Below are 15608 nucleotides of genomic sequence, written 5' to 3'. Positions count from 1 at the left end.
TACGAATTACCTAATACAGAATATTATGCTGTTATACTTAGGGTCATTTATTTAGGAGAGGAATGGATAATAAAATGGCAAAGAATGTAATCGATTTCCAAAAGATTTTGGATGAGATCAATGCTGATTTTCCAACGTATCAGGCATTAGACAAGGATGGTAAGGTGGTTAATAAAGATTTAATCCCTGACTTAAGCGATGATGAATTAGTTGCGTTGATGACACAAATGGTGTGGTCACGCGTTTTGGATCAACGTTCAACTGCATTAAACCGTCAAGGGCGTCTAGGCTTTTACGCACCAACTGCAGGACAAGAAGCAAGTCAATTAGCAAGTCACTTTGCTTTTGAAAAAGAAGATCGCCTGTTTCCAGGTTATCGTGACGTACCACAACTTGTGCAACACGGCTTACCATTGAAAGAAGCATTTTTATGGTCTCGTGGACATGTTGCAGGTAATTTATATCCAGCAGATTTACATGCAATGCCACCACAAATTATTATTGGGGCGCAATATGTACAAGCTGCCGGTGTTGCCTTAGGTCTTAAAAAACGCAATAGTAAAAATGTTACGTTTGTATACACTGGTGATGGTGGTTCATCTCAAGGTGATTTTTATGAAGCAATCAACTTTGCAGGTGCTTACCACGCTAATGCAGTTTTCTATATTCAAAATAATGGTTTTGCCATTTCAACACCGCGGGAAAAACAAACCGCTGCAAAAACATTAGCACAAAAAGCAGCAGCAGCTGGTATCCCAGGAATTCAAGTAGACGGTATGGATGCACTTGCTGTTTATACAGTTTCTAAAGCTGCTAGAGAATGGGCCGCTGCTGGTAACGGACCTGTTTTAATTGAAACATTAACGTATCGTTATGGTCCGCATACTCTTTCTGGGGACGATCCAACACGTTACCGCTCAAAAGATTTAGACAATGAATGGCAACAAAAAGATCCATTGATTCGGATGCGTAACTATTTGACTGAAAAAGGACTTTGGTCAGAAGCTAAAGAAGAAGAAGTCATTGAAAACACGAAAGAAGAAATCAAAACAGCTATTGCTGAAGCTGACCGTGTACCAAAACAAAAAGTTTCTGATTTCTTGAAGAGTATGTATGAAGTACAACCTCAAAGTATTAAAGAACAAATTGCATTTTATGAAGCGAAGGAGTCGAAATAGTCATGGCGCAAAAAACAATGATCCAAGCGATCACCGACGCATTGAGTTTGGAATTAGGTGCTGACGAAAATGTCTTAGTATTTGGTGAAGACGTAGGTAAAAATGGTGGGGTGTTCCGCGCAACAGAAGGTTTGCAAGAAAAATATGGTGAAGATCGCGTTTTTGATACACCGTTAGCAGAATCTGGTATTGGTGGTTTGGCCTTTGGTTTAGCTCTTGAAGGCTTCCGTCCAGTCCCTGAAATTCAGTTCTTTGGTTTTGTTTTTGAAGTAATGGATGAAATCGTAGGCCAAATGGCGCGGACACGTTACCGTATGGGCGGGACACGTAATTTGCCAATCACCATTCGTTCTCCATTTGGTGGTGGTGTGCACACACCTGAACTTCACTCAGATAATTTGGAAGGTTTAATGGCGCAATCTCCTGGTTTGCGGGTCGTTATTCCATCAAATCCTTATGATGCCAAAGGTTTATTGATTGCTTCAATTCGCAGTAATGATCCCGTTGTCTTTTTGGAACATATGAAACTTTATCGTTCATTCCGTGATGAAGTGCCAGATGAAGCTTATGAAGTTCCTTTGGACAAAGCAGCTGTAACTCGTGAAGGTAAAGATGTTTCAATTATTACTTATGGTGCAATGGTTCGTGAAGCAATTAAAGCTGCAGACAATTTAGCTAAAGAAAATATCGATGCTGAAATTATCGATCTTCGTACTGTCGCACCTTTAGATATTGAAACAATTATCGCATCTGTTGAAAAAACCGGCCGCGTCGTTGTCGTGCAAGAAGCACAAAAACAAGCTGGCGTTGGTGCTCAAGTTGTTTCTGAAATCTCTGAACGAGCTGTTTTATCTCTTGAAGCTCCTGTTGGTCGCGTTTCAGCGCCAGATACAGTCTTCCCGTTTGGTCAAGCTGAAAATATTTGGTTACCAAATGCTGCGGATATCGAAGCAAAAGTAAAAGAAATCGTCAACTTTTAATTAGACGTAAGCTTATGAATTCTATTTTCAGGAAGGAAAGATTATAAATGGCTTTTCAATTTAAATTACCGGACATCGGCGAAGGTATTGCAGAAGGCGAAATCGTAAAATGGTTCGTTAAACCTGGCGATACAATTAACGAAGATGATACGTTATTAGAAGTACAAAATGATAAATCAGTCGAAGAAATTCCATCACCTGTTACAGGTACAGTTAAAAATATTATTGTACCAGAAGGAACAGTAGCAAATGTTGGCGATGTATTGGTTGAAATCGATGCTCCTGGGCATGAAGATAATGAAGGTGATAGTGGCGTAGCTGCGACGGAACAAACCCCAGCGCAACCCGCTGCGGTACCTACTGAGCAAACTTCAGCAGCAAGTAGTGGTGTTTATCAATTCAAATTACCAGACATCGGCGAAGGTATTGCAGAAGGCGAAATCGTAAAATGGTTTGTTAAACCTGGCGATACAATCAATGAAGATGATACATTATTAGAAGTACAAAATGATAAATCAGTCGAAGAAATTCCATCACCTGTTACAGGTACAGTTAAAAACATTCTTGTCTCAGAAGGAACAGTAGCAAATGTTGGGGATGTATTGGTTGAAATCGATGCACCAGGACACAATGATGCACCGAAATCTGCACCTGCAGCACCTGTAAGTGAAGCTGCAACTCCTGAAGCTTCACTTACAAGTAGTGTTGTCAAAGCAGCTGATCCGAATAAACGTGTCTTAGCGATGCCGTCAGTTCGTCAATATGCTCGCGAAAAAGATGTTGATATTACACAAGTAACAGCTACAGGTAAAGGCGGACGTGTAACAAAAGAAGATATTGATAACTTCTTAAATGGCAACACTTCAGCTGCAACTGCCGCAACGACTTCTACACAAGCAACTGACGTACAACAAAGTCAACCAGCTGCTAAAGCGGCACCTGCACCAAAAGCCTTCACTTCAAACATGGGCGACATGGAAGAGCGCGTTGCTTTAACACCAACGCGTAAAGCAATTGCTAAAGCAATGGTTACAAGCAAACAAATAGCACCTCATGTCACATTACATGATGAAGTAGAAGTTTCTGCACTTTGGGATCACCGTAAGAAATTTAAAGAAGTAGCTGCTGAAAATGGCACTAAGTTGACATTTTTACCTTATGTTGTCAAAGCGTTGACTGCTACGGCTAAGAAATTCCCAGTTTTGAATGCTTCTATTGATGATGCAAAACAAGAAATTGTTTACAAACATTACTATAATATTGGGATTGCAACCGATACAGATCATGGTTTATACGTACCAAATGTTAAAAATGCAGATCAAAAAGGTATGTTTGCAATTGCTGATGAAATTAATGACAAAGCCCAATTGGCTCATGACGGTAAACTTGCTGCTGATGATATGCGTAATGGCACAATTACAATCAGCAATATCGGTTCGGTTGGTGGAGGATTCTTTACTCCGGTTATTAATTACCCAGAAGTTGCCATTTTAGGTGTAGGTACAATTGCACAACAACCAGTTGTTAATGCTGAAGGTGAAATCGTAGTTGGCCGCGTTATGAAACTTTCATTAAGTTTTGACCACCGCATCGTCGATGGCGCGACTGCTCAAAAAGCAATGAATAATATTAAACGCTTGTTAGCTAACCCAGAGCTAATGTTAATGGAAGGATGATAGACTCATGGTAGTTGGAGATTTCGCTATCGAATTAGATACAGTTGTAATCGGAGCTGGACCTGGTGGCTATGTTGCCGCCATCCGGGCTGCCGAAATGGGACAAAAAGTTGCCATTGTGGAAAAAGAATACATTGGCGGTGTCTGCTTAAACGTGGGATGTATTCCTTCAAAAGCGTTAATTTCTGCTGGACATCATTATCAAGAATCATTGGACTCTAAATTATTTGGTGTTTCAAGCGAAAACGTGACATTAGATTTTGCTGCTACCCAAGAATGGAAACAAAACGGTGTTGTGAACAAATTGACTAGTGGTGTTGGTTTCTTACTTAAAAAACACAAAGTTGAAGTTTTGGAAGGCGAAGCATATTTTGTTGATGATCACACGTTACGTGTAATGCATCCAGACTCTGCGCAAACATATTCTTTCAATAATGCAATCGTTGCGACTGGTTCACGTCCAATTGAAATTCCTGGTTTCAAATTTGGCGGTCGCGTATTAGATTCTACTGGCGGTTTAGCATTAAAAGAAGTACCTAAAAACTTTGTTATCATCGGCGGTGGTGTTATTGGTGCTGAATTAGGTGGCGCATATGCTAACCTAGGCGCGAATGTCACTATTTTAGAAGGTTCACCACAGATTTTACCAACTTATGAAAAAGATATGGTTAAAATTGTTGAAGATGAATTTAAGAAAAAAGGTATGACGGTTATTACCAATGCAATGGCTAAAGAAGCGGTTGACAATGGGGATAGTGTTACAATTAAATATGCTGTGGATGGTAAAGAAGAAAGCATCACAGCAGATTATGTAATGGTTACTGTCGGTCGTCGTCCAAATACGGATGAATTAGGTTTAGAACAAGCTGGTGTTGAAATCGGCGAACGAGGCTTAATTACAGTTGATAAACAAGGAAGAACGAATGTTTCCAACATTTTTGCTATTGGTGATATCGTTCCTGGAGCCGCTTTAGCGCATAAAGCGAGCTATGAAGCAAAAATTGCTGCTGAAGCAATTAGTGGTAAAAAAGTTGCGGTTGACTACAAAGCAATGCCAGCCGTTGCCTTTACAGATCCAGAACTTGCTTCTGTTGGGATGACGATTGCTGAAGCAAAAGAAGCTGGTCTAGAAGCAAAAGCCTTTAAATTCCCATTTTCTGGCAATGGGCGTGCGTTGTCTTTAGGTAAAACAGAAGGCTTCATCCGCTTGGTAACAACGGTTGAAGATAACGTTTTAATCGGTGCACAACTTGCTGGTGTGGGTGCTAGTGATATGGTTTCAGAACTTGCTTTGGCAATTGAATCTGGCATGAATGCAGAAGATATCGCCTTGACGATTCATCCACATCCATCACTAGGGGAAATTGTTATGGACGCGTCAGAACTTGCTTTGGGTATGCCAATCCATATTTAAAGTAAACTTTAAAACGCTTAAATTGGAGCTGCGCCATATCTGGTGCAGCTCTTTTCTTTGTATCATCTCCTATGCTAAACTAACCTAGAGGTGAAATATATGCGGGAATATCAATATCCTCTTGATTTGTCTTGGACAACACAGGAGATGGTGGTTGTCATGAAAATGTGGGAAACACTAGAAGTTGCATACGAAAAAGGCACTACAGCCGAAAGTTTTTTGGCGGTTTATCAACAGTTTAAAAAAGTTGTTCCAAGTATTGGAGAGGAACGTCGCTTGGGCAAAGAATTTGAAACTTTATCAGGGTATTCCTTATACCACACAGTAAAGGTGGCCAAGGAAAATCCCAAAGGAAAGTTGAAGGTGACCAATTAGATATGGAAGCAATGGTAAATGAAATTAAAACTTGGATTTATGAAGCTGGCGAAGTTATCAAAAAAAGTTTTCAAGCAGATGATTTAGTCATCGATACAAAGAGCGGTCGCACAGATTTAGTCACAAATTTGGATAAAGCAACCCAAGAATTTCTGACACAACGAATTATGAATTTTGATCCTGAGGCAAAAATTTTAGGCGAAGAAAATGGGAAAGATAACCTAGATGATTTTAGCGGGCGTGTTTTTGTCATTGATCCAATCGATGGTACGATGAATTTTGTTTTGGAAAAAGAAAACTTTTGTATTATGGTAGCAGTCTATGAAAATGGTGTAGGAAAATTGGGCTTTGTTTATGATGTCATGAAAAATGAATTTTTGTGGGGCGGTCGCGGTATTGGTGTGTATTGCAATGATAAAAAAATCGATGCACCAAAAGATATTGCCTTATCTGAAGGCTTAATTGGCTTAAACCACGTGATGTATCAAAAAGACAGTTGGCACGTGCAAAAGATGGGAGAAATTGCCCTAGGCGTACGTATGACAGGTTGTGCAGGCTATGAGTTAATTGGTCTGGCAATGGGAAGAAGAGCGGCCTATATCTCACGGTTGGCCCCTTGGGACTATGCTGCCGGCGGTGTTTTAATTGAAGAATTGGGACTACGCATGTCTAATATAAATGGTGAAGCCTTAAAACTGGCGGGCCGGGAACTTTTTGTCGCAGCAACTCCCAAAGCTTATGAAAATATTATGGAAATTAAAGGTTGAAAACCCCAGAACACTAGGCTTTTTTTTACAGATTCACAAAACTTAGCGATAAGATTGCGTTTTTTTGAAAGTTTTCACTATATTTCAGAAAGATAATCTGTTATAATGAGCCGTCAGATTATACACAAGATTAAAGGAGCCAGATAAATTGAAATTAAGAAATGATATTCGCAATGTGGCCATTATCGCCCACGTTGACCATGGTAAAACGACACTCGTAGATGAATTATTGAAACAATCCGATACCCTAGACAGCCACACACACTTAGAAGAGCGTGCCATGGACTCCAACGCCTTGGAAAAAGAACGTGGTATTACGATTTTGGCAAAAAATACTGCCGTCGAATATCAAGGTACTAAAATTAACATTATGGACACACCGGGACACGCGGACTTCGGTGGTGAAGTAGAACGAATCATGAAAATGGTTGACGGTGTTGTTTTAGTTGTTGATGCATACGAAGGTACCATGCCCCAAACACGTTTTGTGTTGAAAAAAGCTTTAGAACAACATTTAACACCAATTGTAGTTGTAAATAAAATTGACAAAGACTCAGCACGTCCGGCAGAAGTTGTCGATGAAGTTTTAGAATTATTCATCGAATTAGGTGCAGATGAAGATCAATTGGAATTCCCAGTGATTTATGCTTCTGCTGTAAACGGAACTTCTAGTTTATCTGATGATCCAAGTCAACAAGAACATACGATGTCGCCAATTTTTGACACAATTATTGAGCACATCCCAGCTCCAATTGACAACAGTGATGAACCATTGCAATTCCAAGTTTCTTTACTTGATTATAATGATTACGTTGGTCGTATCGGAATTGGTCGTGTCTTCCGTGGGAAAATCGCGGTTGGTGATCAAGTATCTTTAATTAAATTAGACGGTACAATTAAAAACTTCCGTGTTACTAAATTATTTGGTTTCTTCGGTTTGAAACGGTTGGAAATTAAAGAAGCTAAAGCTGGCGATTTAATTGCGGTTTCTGGTATGGAAGATATTTTCGTCGGTGAAACAGTAACACCGGTTGAACATCAAGATGCGCTACCTATCCTGCACATTGACGAACCAACTTTACAAATGACTTTCTTGGTGAATAACTCACCATTTGCTGGTCGTGAAGGAAAATGGGTAACAGCTCGTAAAATTGAAGAACGTTTGATGTCTCAATTGCAAACTGACGTTTCTTTACGAGTAGATCCAATTGCACCAGATGCTTGGACTGTTTCTGGTCGTGGTGAATTACACTTGTCTATTTTGATTGAAAATATGCGTCGTGAAGGTTACGAGTTGCAAGTATCTCGTCCTGAAGTTATTGAACGTATCGTAGATGGCGTAAAATGTGAGCCTTTTGAACGGGTACAAATTGATACTCCAGAAGAATATATGGGTTCTGTGATTGAAGCGTTGGGTCAACGTAAGGCAGAAATGCAAGATATGATTCACGTCGGCAATGGTCAAATTCGTTTAGTTTTCTTAGCGCCTGCTCGTGGTTTAATTGGTTTTACAACTGAATTTTTATCCATGACACGAGGTTATGGGATTATGAACCATACGTTTGATCAATACTTGCCAATGATTCAAGGTACAATTGGTGGACGCCACCATGGTGCTTTGGTTTCGATGGAAAACGGGAAAGCAACAACTTACTCTATTATGTCTGTTGAAGAACGTGGAACTGTCTTTGTTGAACCAGGTACTGAAGTATACGAAGGTATGATCGTCGGTGAAAATTCTCGGGATAATGACTTAGCGGTTAATATCGTTAAAGCAAAACAAATGACTAACGTCCGTTCTGCAACCAAAGACCAAACTTCTGTCATTAAAAAACCACGTATTTTAACATTAGAAGAATCTTTAGAGTTTCTAAATGATGATGAATATTGTGAAGTAACGCCAGAAAGTATTCGTTTACGTAAACAAATCTTAAATAAAAACGAACGTGAAAAAGCTGCGAAAAAGAAAAAAACTGCAGACAAATAATTTTTTAGCCAAACCTTTTCTTGAGGTTTGGTTTTTTTGTGGAAAAGTTTTTGGTGTTAAAAGTTAATTTAACAATGTTTTTGCGTATATTGTTAGATTAGGAAGTTTATTATTCGATTTTTTTGTTCCACAAATAATCATTGTTTCACGATGTGTGAGATTAGAAACGACGAAGAGAGTTTTGCGGAAAATGTTCGGCTTTATCATGGCTTTCGTGAAAATTTTACGAAGCTTTCCAGTATTTTGTCCCAATCAATTGGGGATTATGCTATAATAATGAAACTAAGAAAGAAAGGTTGGATTAGAGATGGATTCAATTTCTCATGAATTTGCTTTGGAATTATTGATGCAAGATGCCGACCGCATTAAAAAATTAATTCGCAATCAAAAAAATAGTTTATGTATTTCTCAATGTAAAGCTTTTGAGGAAGTGGTTGATACACAAATGTACGGCTTGTCTCGTCAAGTAACCTTTGCGGTGCGCCTAGGCATCATAAAAAGTGATGAAGGGCATCAGTTATTGAGTGATTTGGAAAGAGAATTAAATCGCTTATATTCTGAGGTTTACGAAGATCAAAAGACGAACAAGGAGGCGTAAGCCTTGCCACAAAAAATAAAGAAACGTCACCTGTTGGATTATAGTATTCTAATTCCTTACCTCATTTTATGTGTTTTGGGTTTGGTGATGGTATTTAGTTCAACTTCTTATCTTTTAGTTGAACAAGGTCAGAATTTTATGAGTTCGGTCATCAACCAAGCAGTTTTTTGGCTTTTAAGTTTGGTGGCCATCAGTTTTATTTACAAGATGAAAACAGATGTTATTCGCAATAAAGCATTTGCCTCTATGGCAATGATCATTGTGATCGTATTACTTTTAGTCGTTTTAGTAATTGGTAAAGAAGTTAATGGTGCAAAAGGTTGGTTGTCTTTTGGTCCGGTTAATATTCAGCCAGCAGAGTTTTTTAAAATTACAACGATTTGGTTTTTAGCATTGAAGCTTTCAACGCGGCAAAAAACTATTCAAGGTCAGACTTTTTTAAACACAGTTTTTCGACCATTAGTCTATGTTATTTTTGGATTGCTTTTAATTGCCCTATTGCCTGACTTTGGGAATGCGGCTGTCATTACCTTGATTGCTTTTTCTGTCATTATGGCAAGTGGAATTAACTACTTGTATACATTAGTTTTAGGAATTGTTGGTGTAGTGGGCTCTTTTGGTGTGATTCAGTTGATTAATTTGACTAAAGGTAAATTAATCCCAGCACATGTTTATAGTCGCTTTGCGATTTATCAAAATCCCTTTAAAGATGAGTTTAATTTAGGGCATCAAATGGTAAATGGTTATTATGCCATTTATAATGGGGGACTTTTTGGCCGTGGTTTGGGCAATAGCATTCAGAAAAAAGGCTTTTTGAAATTTGCCCACACCGATTATATTTTTGCAATTGTAATAGAAGAATTAGGCTTGATTGTAGCGTTGTTGGTTTTAGCCTTGTTGTTTTACATGATTGCGCGGATTTTTCTAGTGGGAATCCGCTCAAGTGATGCCTTTAATTCGATGATGTGTATTGGGATTGGCTCACTATTTTTGATTCAGGTTTTTGTTAACTTAGGGGGAATTACCGGTATCATTCCTTTGACTGGGATTACTTTTCCCTTTTTAAGTCAAGGGGGATCATCGCTTTTAATGCTTTCTATCTGTGTTGGTTTTGCACTAAATATTAGTGCTGATGAAAAGAAAAAGCAGTATGGTATTACAACAAGTAAGCCGATGAAAAAAAGGTTACCAGCAAAAAAAATGAGTTAAGCTGATTTTCAGCTAACAATAGATTAAATCTCAAGGAGTGGTTTGATGAAAAAAATTCTCGTTGCTAACCGTGGTGAAATTGCCATTCGTGTTTTCCGTGCCTGCTCAGAATTACAAATAGGGACGGTGGGTATTTATGCTGCCGAAGATGAATACTCAGTTCATCGTTTTAAAGCTGATGAAGCTTATTTAGTTGGCAAGGGGAAAAAACCAATCGATGCGTATTTGGATATTGAAGATATTATTCGAATTGCAAAAGAATCCGGTGCAGAAGGAATCCACCCAGGTTATGGCTTCCTTTCTGAAAATTTAGCATTTGCCAAACGTTGTGCCGAAGAAGGATTGGTATTCATTGGGCCAAGCGTTCACCATCTTGATATTTTTGGTGACAAAATTAAAGCCAAAGAAGCAGCGATTGCGGCTGGTATTCAATCGATTCCTGGGACTGATGGACCAGTAGCTTCAATTGATGAGGTTTTAGCGTTTGCTGCAACTCATGGCTATCCGATTATGATTAAAGCTGCTTTAGGTGGCGGCGGTCGTGGAATGCGGGTAGCTCATGATGAAAAAGAGGCAAAAGATGGCTATGAACGAGCAAAAAGTGAGGCCAAAGCCGCTTTTGGTAGTGATGAAGTCTATGTTGAAAAATATATCGGCAATCCTAAACATATCGAGGTTCAAATCTTAGGAGATAATCATGGCAATATTGTTCATTTATTTGAACGGGATTGTTCTGTTCAACGACGCCATCAAAAAGTAGTAGAAGTAGCACCATGTGTTTCTTTAAATGACGCTAAACGTGAAGAAATTTGTCAAGCAGCTGTGCAGTTAATGAAACATGTTGGCTACATTAATGCTGGGACAGTTGAGTTCTTAGTTGAAGAAGATCAATTTTATTTCATTGAAGTTAACCCTCGTGTTCAAGTTGAACACACCATTACCGAGATGATTACAGATATTGATATTGTCACATCTCAAATTCTAATTGCAGAAGGTAAAAATTTGCATACAGAAATTGGAATTCCAAAGCAAGAAGCAATCACTTATAAAGGTGCAGCGATTCAATGTCGGATTACAACAGAAGATCCGGTTAACAATTTCATGCCCGATACAGGCAAAATTGATACGTATCGTTCTCCTGGTGGTTTTGGCGTGCGACTTGATGTAGGCAATGCCTATGCTGGTGCGATCGTTACGCCTTACTTTGACTCGTTATTGGTGAAAGTCTGTACACACGCTAGTACTTTTGAACAGGCAATTCAAAAAATGCAACGTTGTTTGCGGGAATTTCGGATTCGCGGTGTGAAAACCAATATGCCTTTTATGTCAAATGTCATTAACCATCCTGAATTTCAAAGTGGTGATGCGAAAACGACCTTTATTGACAATACACCGGCATTGTTTGTTTTTCCTTCAACACGAGATCGTGGGAATAAAACAATGAAGTACATCAGTGAAATTACCATCAATGGTTTTCCTGGTATTGAAAAAAATAAAAAGAAATATTATGGAGAAGCGAGACTTCCCCATAAATTGATTGAACCTAAAAAAAATATTTTAAGTGCCAAAAACATCTTAGATGACAAAGGCGCGGATGCTGTCGTTAATTGGGTTAAAGATCAAAAGAAACTATTATTAACGGACACGACTTTTCGAGATGCTCATCAAAGTCTTTTAGCAACGCGGGTAAGAACCCATGATTTTGAAAAAATAGCAGCTAAAACCCAAATTGCTTTACCAGAATTGTTTTCTGCAGAGATGTGGGGAGGCGCTACTTTTGATGTCGCCTACCGCTTTTTAAATGAAGACCCTTGGGTACGCCTAAAAACATTGCGCAAATTAATGCCAAATACATTATTTCAGATGTTGTTTAGAGGCTCCAATGCGGTCGGGTATTCTAATTATCCAGATAATGTTATTGCTGAATTTATTAAAGAAGCCGCTAAGCAAGGAATTGATGTTTTTCGGATTTTTGATAGCTTAAATTGGTTGCCGCAAATGGAAAAAAGTATTCAAGCAGTCCGCGACAATGGCAAAATTGCTGAAGCTGCGATTTGTTATACAGGGGATTTAAACGATCCGAGCCGTGCTAAATATAATGTGGATTACTATAAAAATATGGCCAAAGAATTGGAGCAGGCCGGAGCGCATATCATTGCAATCAAAGATATGGCGGGCTTGTTAAAACCACGGGCAGCTTATCGTTTAGTCAGTGAATTAAAAGCTACCGTTTCTTTGCCAATTCATTTGCATACGCATGATACTAGCGGCAATGGTATCATCACATATTCGGCTGCGACACAAGCCGGCGTTGATATCGTAGACGTTGCCACCAGTGCAATGAGTTCTTCAACTAGTCAGCCAAGTATGAACAGTTTGTACTTTGCTTTAGATCAAGATGAAAGACAGCCAGAAATCAATATTGACAATGCCCAACAGTTAAATCATTACTGGGAAGATGTTCGCATGTTTTATAAACCTTTTGAAAGTGGCTTAAATGCACCACAAACAGAAGTTTACAAACATGAAATGCCAGGAGGTCAATATTCCAACTTGCAACAACAAGCAAAAGCAGTTGGTTTAGAAGAGCGCTGGGATGAAATCAAAGAGATGTATCAAACCGTTAATTTAATGTTTGGTGATATCGTGAAAGTAACCCCATCTTCAAAAGTTGTAGGAGATATGGCGTTATTCATGGTACAAAATAATTTAAGTGAAAAAGATGTTTATGATCGTGGTGATGAATACAACTTCCCAGAATCAGTGGTTACGTTTTTCCAAGGGGAGCTTGGGCAACCAGTTGGTGGATTCCCAGCAGAGCTACAAAAAATCATCTTAAAAGGCCGGCCAGCCTTCACAGTACGTCCAGGATCATTAGCTGAACCTGTCAATTTTGAAAAAGTCAAAAAAGAATTAGCAAAAAAAATTGGCTATGAACCAAAAAATGAAGAAGTATTGAGTTATTTAATGTACCCGCAAGTTTTTCTAGATTACCGTTCTGCTTATGAAAAATTTGCTGATATTACGGTTTTAGATACACCAACATTTTTCCAAGGCATGCGCTTAGGAGAAACAATTAATGTCGAAATTGAAAAAGGTAAAATTTTAATCATTCGCCTTGATGAGATTGGTGAACCAGATATTGAAGGAAATCGTGTTTTATTCTTTAACTTAAACGGACAACGTCGGGAAGTAGTGGTTAAAGATACATCAATTATCAGTTCAGTCCAAACCAAACAAAAAGCAGAACCAACCAACAAAGAACAAATTGGGGCTACGATGCCTGGTTCTGTGTTAGAAGTTCTAGTGAAAAAAGGCGATAAAGTGAAACAAGGTGATACCTTATTGATTACAGAAGCCATGAAAATGGAAACGGCAATTGAAGCCCGTTTTGATGGTGTCGTCAAGCATATTTATGTGTCTAGTGGCGAACCTATCGCCCAAGACGATCTATTAATTGAAATTACTGAAAGTTAGAAAGTAGGACTTGCTGTGAAACGAAGACTTATCTTTTTATTGCTATTGTTTATAGCAATACTTGTAGTCTATTTACAACCGGTCTTCTTTCCACGGCAAGCTCCCGCCTATGATAATCAGACAAACAAAGATGTGAGTCAAACGAGTTTGAAATATGAGCCGATTAAAGTTTCGGGTTATGCTAGTTTAATTGGTAAAAATTCAAGCGAATTAACGAATATTTTAGGTAAGCCACTGGTTAGTTATGACAGTGGCTTTGGCTATCGTGTGAATACGTATAAGACCGAAAATAAAACCAGCTACATCGCGGCCAATATCCGTAATGGTAAAGTTGCGGCAGTTAAAGTTGCCGGTAATGATGATAAGCATACCACACCGTTTAAATCAGGAATGACCATGAATGATTTAACCAAGGTGACGATGTTATACCCTAATTTCTCACTGGACTATAATGGCGAGAAAATTCAGTTTGAATTGATGGAAGAAGATATGAATTATCGTCCCTTAGTCGCTTTTACCAACGATACCTTTGCTATTCTTTTTTTCAATCAAAAAAAATCACAGCTGATGGGAATTACCTATCTGGATAAACAAATGCTACTAGAGTTAGCTCCATATACGTCCATTGATGGACAACTTCCCAAAGTTCACAAAACGCAGCTAACAGACTGGGATGAAGTTAATCGCTTAAAGGAGACCTCGGCTTTTGAATTGTTAAACGTCTTGCGGCAATTAGAAAGTCGCTCTATCTATACAACCAACTTTACATTACAAGGTCGCGCCGACGATATTAATGCCGACTTTTTAAAAGAGCCCCGCAAATATTTGAATGAAGAACGTTTTAAACAATTTGAACGCATGAAAGATGTTACAAATCCACAACCTTTTTTAATTGTTAGTGATGAATTTGATCAAATGTTAAAAAAAATGAAGATTCCGTCTGTTGCAGGTTTTTATTATCGTCCCATGATGGATACGATGTTTCAAATTATGTCCTTTTATAGCGATCCGTATTTGCATACGCGCTTTTTAAGTGAGGGGCAACAAAAAGTTGGGGTTGGCATTGCCGAAGACAATATGGTAATCTTGTTAGAGGATACTGAAGAAACTGAGGATAGTGAATAACGTGATTTACGATGAAACAACCTTACATTTAGTACAATTGTGTGAGAATTTAAGTGATAAGATTTGTCAAAGTCTTATCTTTCAACAATATGAGCAAACCCGTAGTGAGATGCAACAAGATGAAAAAGCTATTGCTGCTAGAAAAACTTTTCAAAAAGAAAAAGCAAGTTATGAAGAATTAAGTCGTTTTGGCTCCTATGCGCCAGGGATTAAAGAAAAAACAAAAACACTCTATCAAAAAAAAAGGCAGCTAGATATGTGTGAAACAGTGGCGGACTTTCGCCAAGCTGAAACCCAATTGCAAGCCTTACTTGATGGTGTTTGCCAACAAGTTGCCAACAGTTTTTCTGAAGAGATTAAAGTAGCATACGGAAATCCCTTTTTTGAAACTAGAAAGTCTGATTGTGGAGGAAATTGTCATGCAAGTTGATACAACAATTGAATTTAAACCAAAACAAAGACGTGGTCTGATCGTTTGGGTCTATAGCTTGCGTCAATTAAAAAATTTGAAACGCTATGGCTTGGTGCATTACGTTTCCCGCAAACTAAAATATGTTGTGCTATATTTAGACGAGGTAGGTTTTGAAGAAACCATGGCAAAAATCGAACATTTGCATTTTGTTCGTAACGTTGAGCCATCTTATCGACCAGATGTTGAAATGAATTTTGCTGATAAAATTGGGACTAAAGCCGCCTACCAAGTCGCCGATGATGATGGTTTTGACGTAGAAGAATTGAATACAACCATTCGTTTAGCTGAAAATGTCTAAAACTTTGTGCTACCTTTTAAAGGTAGCACTTTTTTTGTGCTAATTTTTCGAT

13 protein-coding genes are annotated in these 15608 nt (G+C 38.5%); all 13 read left to right on the top strand.

The genetic code is table 11. The features are described from left to right. Positions 1-62: 62 nt before the first annotated feature. Positions 63-1178 (top strand): pyruvate dehydrogenase (acetyl-transferring) E1 component subunit alpha, encoded by a 1116-nt coding sequence (gene pdhA / locus JZO76_RS08580; protein ID WP_431520969.1) that lies wholly within the window; start codon positions 63-65, stop codon positions 1176-1178. A 2-nt stretch (positions 1179-1180) separates the two neighbouring features. After that, entirely contained in the window at positions 1181-2158 is a 978-nt protein-coding gene (locus JZO76_RS08575; protein ID WP_173103191.1) for an alpha-ketoacid dehydrogenase subunit beta, read from the top strand. A gap of 47 nt (positions 2159-2205) precedes the next feature. Then, complete coding sequence (locus tag JZO76_RS08570; protein ID WP_206903703.1) at positions 2206-3834, top strand: dihydrolipoyllysine-residue acetyltransferase; 1629 nt, start codon at positions 2206-2208, stop codon at positions 3832-3834. Positions 3835-3841: 7 nt separating this feature from the next. Then, a complete protein-coding gene (gene lpdA, locus JZO76_RS08565; RefSeq protein ID WP_206903702.1) occupies positions 3842-5248 on the top strand; it encodes a dihydrolipoyl dehydrogenase in 1407 nt (468 codons plus the stop codon). A gap of 99 nt (positions 5249-5347) precedes the next feature. Further along, the gene (locus tag JZO76_RS08560; protein WP_206903701.1) at positions 5348-5623 is read left to right on the top strand and encodes a UPF0223 family protein; all 276 of its coding nucleotides are present in this window, start codon (positions 5348-5350) and stop codon (positions 5621-5623) included. Between the two features lie 2 nt (positions 5624-5625). Further along, entirely contained in the window at positions 5626-6390 is a 765-nt protein-coding gene (locus tag JZO76_RS08555) for an inositol monophosphatase family protein (RefSeq protein ID WP_206903700.1), read from the top strand. Between the two features lie 148 nt (positions 6391-6538). Then, the gene (gene typA / locus JZO76_RS08550) at positions 6539-8377 is read left to right on the top strand and encodes a translational GTPase TypA (RefSeq protein WP_173103186.1); all 1839 of its coding nucleotides are present in this window, start codon (positions 6539-6541) and stop codon (positions 8375-8377) included. Positions 8378-8684: 307 nt separating this feature from the next. Further along, entirely contained in the window at positions 8685-8975 is a 291-nt protein-coding gene (locus tag JZO76_RS08545; RefSeq protein WP_206903699.1) for a YlaN family protein, read from the top strand. A gap of 3 nt (positions 8976-8978) precedes the next feature. Then, complete coding sequence (locus JZO76_RS08540) at positions 8979-10184, top strand: FtsW/RodA/SpoVE family cell cycle protein (RefSeq protein ID WP_206903698.1); 1206 nt, start codon at positions 8979-8981, stop codon at positions 10182-10184. Between the two features lie 45 nt (positions 10185-10229). Next, positions 10230-13661, top strand: a complete 3432-nt coding sequence (locus tag JZO76_RS08535; RefSeq protein WP_206903697.1) for a pyruvate carboxylase — start codon at positions 10230-10232, stop codon at positions 13659-13661. Positions 13662-13676: 15 nt separating this feature from the next. After that, positions 13677-14786: a CAP-associated domain-containing protein gene (locus tag JZO76_RS08530; RefSeq protein ID WP_206903696.1), complete on the top strand. Its 1110-nt coding sequence runs from the start codon at positions 13677-13679 to the stop codon at positions 14784-14786. After that, positions 14779-15216 (top strand): YlbF family regulator, encoded by a 438-nt coding sequence (locus JZO76_RS08525; protein ID WP_303753925.1) that lies wholly within the window; start codon positions 14779-14781, stop codon positions 15214-15216. Before JZO76_RS08530 ends, JZO76_RS08525 begins: the two co-directional genes overlap by 8 nt. After that, entirely contained in the window at positions 15206-15556 is a 351-nt protein-coding gene (locus tag JZO76_RS08520; RefSeq protein WP_206903695.1) for a YlbG family protein, read from the top strand. Before JZO76_RS08525 ends, JZO76_RS08520 begins: the two co-directional genes overlap by 11 nt. The last annotated feature ends 52 nt before the right edge of the window (positions 15557-15608 follow it).

This window comes from Candidatus Enterococcus myersii (assembly GCF_017316025.1).
Taxonomy (GTDB): domain Bacteria; phylum Bacillota; class Bacilli; order Lactobacillales; family Enterococcaceae; genus Enterococcus_C; species Enterococcus_C montenegrensis.
This window is presented reverse-complemented; position numbering and strand designations above follow the sequence as displayed.

Coding starts and splice junctions, on each gene's coding strand:
- JZO76_RS08520 (WP_206903695.1), top strand. CDS start 15,206: ATGCAAGTTGATACAACAATTGAATTTAAACCAAAACAAAGACGTGGT.
- JZO76_RS08545 (WP_206903699.1), top strand. CDS start 8,685: ATGGATTCAATTTCTCATGAATTTGCTTTGGAATTATTGATGCAAGAT.
- JZO76_RS08555 (WP_206903700.1), top strand. CDS start 5,626: ATGGAAGCAATGGTAAATGAAATTAAAACTTGGATTTATGAAGCTGGC.
- JZO76_RS08535 (WP_206903697.1), top strand. CDS start 10,230: ATGAAAAAAATTCTCGTTGCTAACCGTGGTGAAATTGCCATTCGTGTT.
- lpdA (WP_206903702.1), top strand. CDS start 3,842: ATGGTAGTTGGAGATTTCGCTATCGAATTAGATACAGTTGTAATCGGA.
- JZO76_RS08570 (WP_206903703.1), top strand. CDS start 2,206: ATGGCTTTTCAATTTAAATTACCGGACATCGGCGAAGGTATTGCAGAA.
- JZO76_RS08575 (WP_173103191.1), top strand. CDS start 1,181: ATGGCGCAAAAAACAATGATCCAAGCGATCACCGACGCATTGAGTTTG.
- JZO76_RS08560 (WP_206903701.1), top strand. CDS start 5,348: ATGCGGGAATATCAATATCCTCTTGATTTGTCTTGGACAACACAGGAG.
- pdhA (WP_431520969.1), top strand. CDS start 63: ATGGATAATAAAATGGCAAAGAATGTAATCGATTTCCAAAAGATTTTG.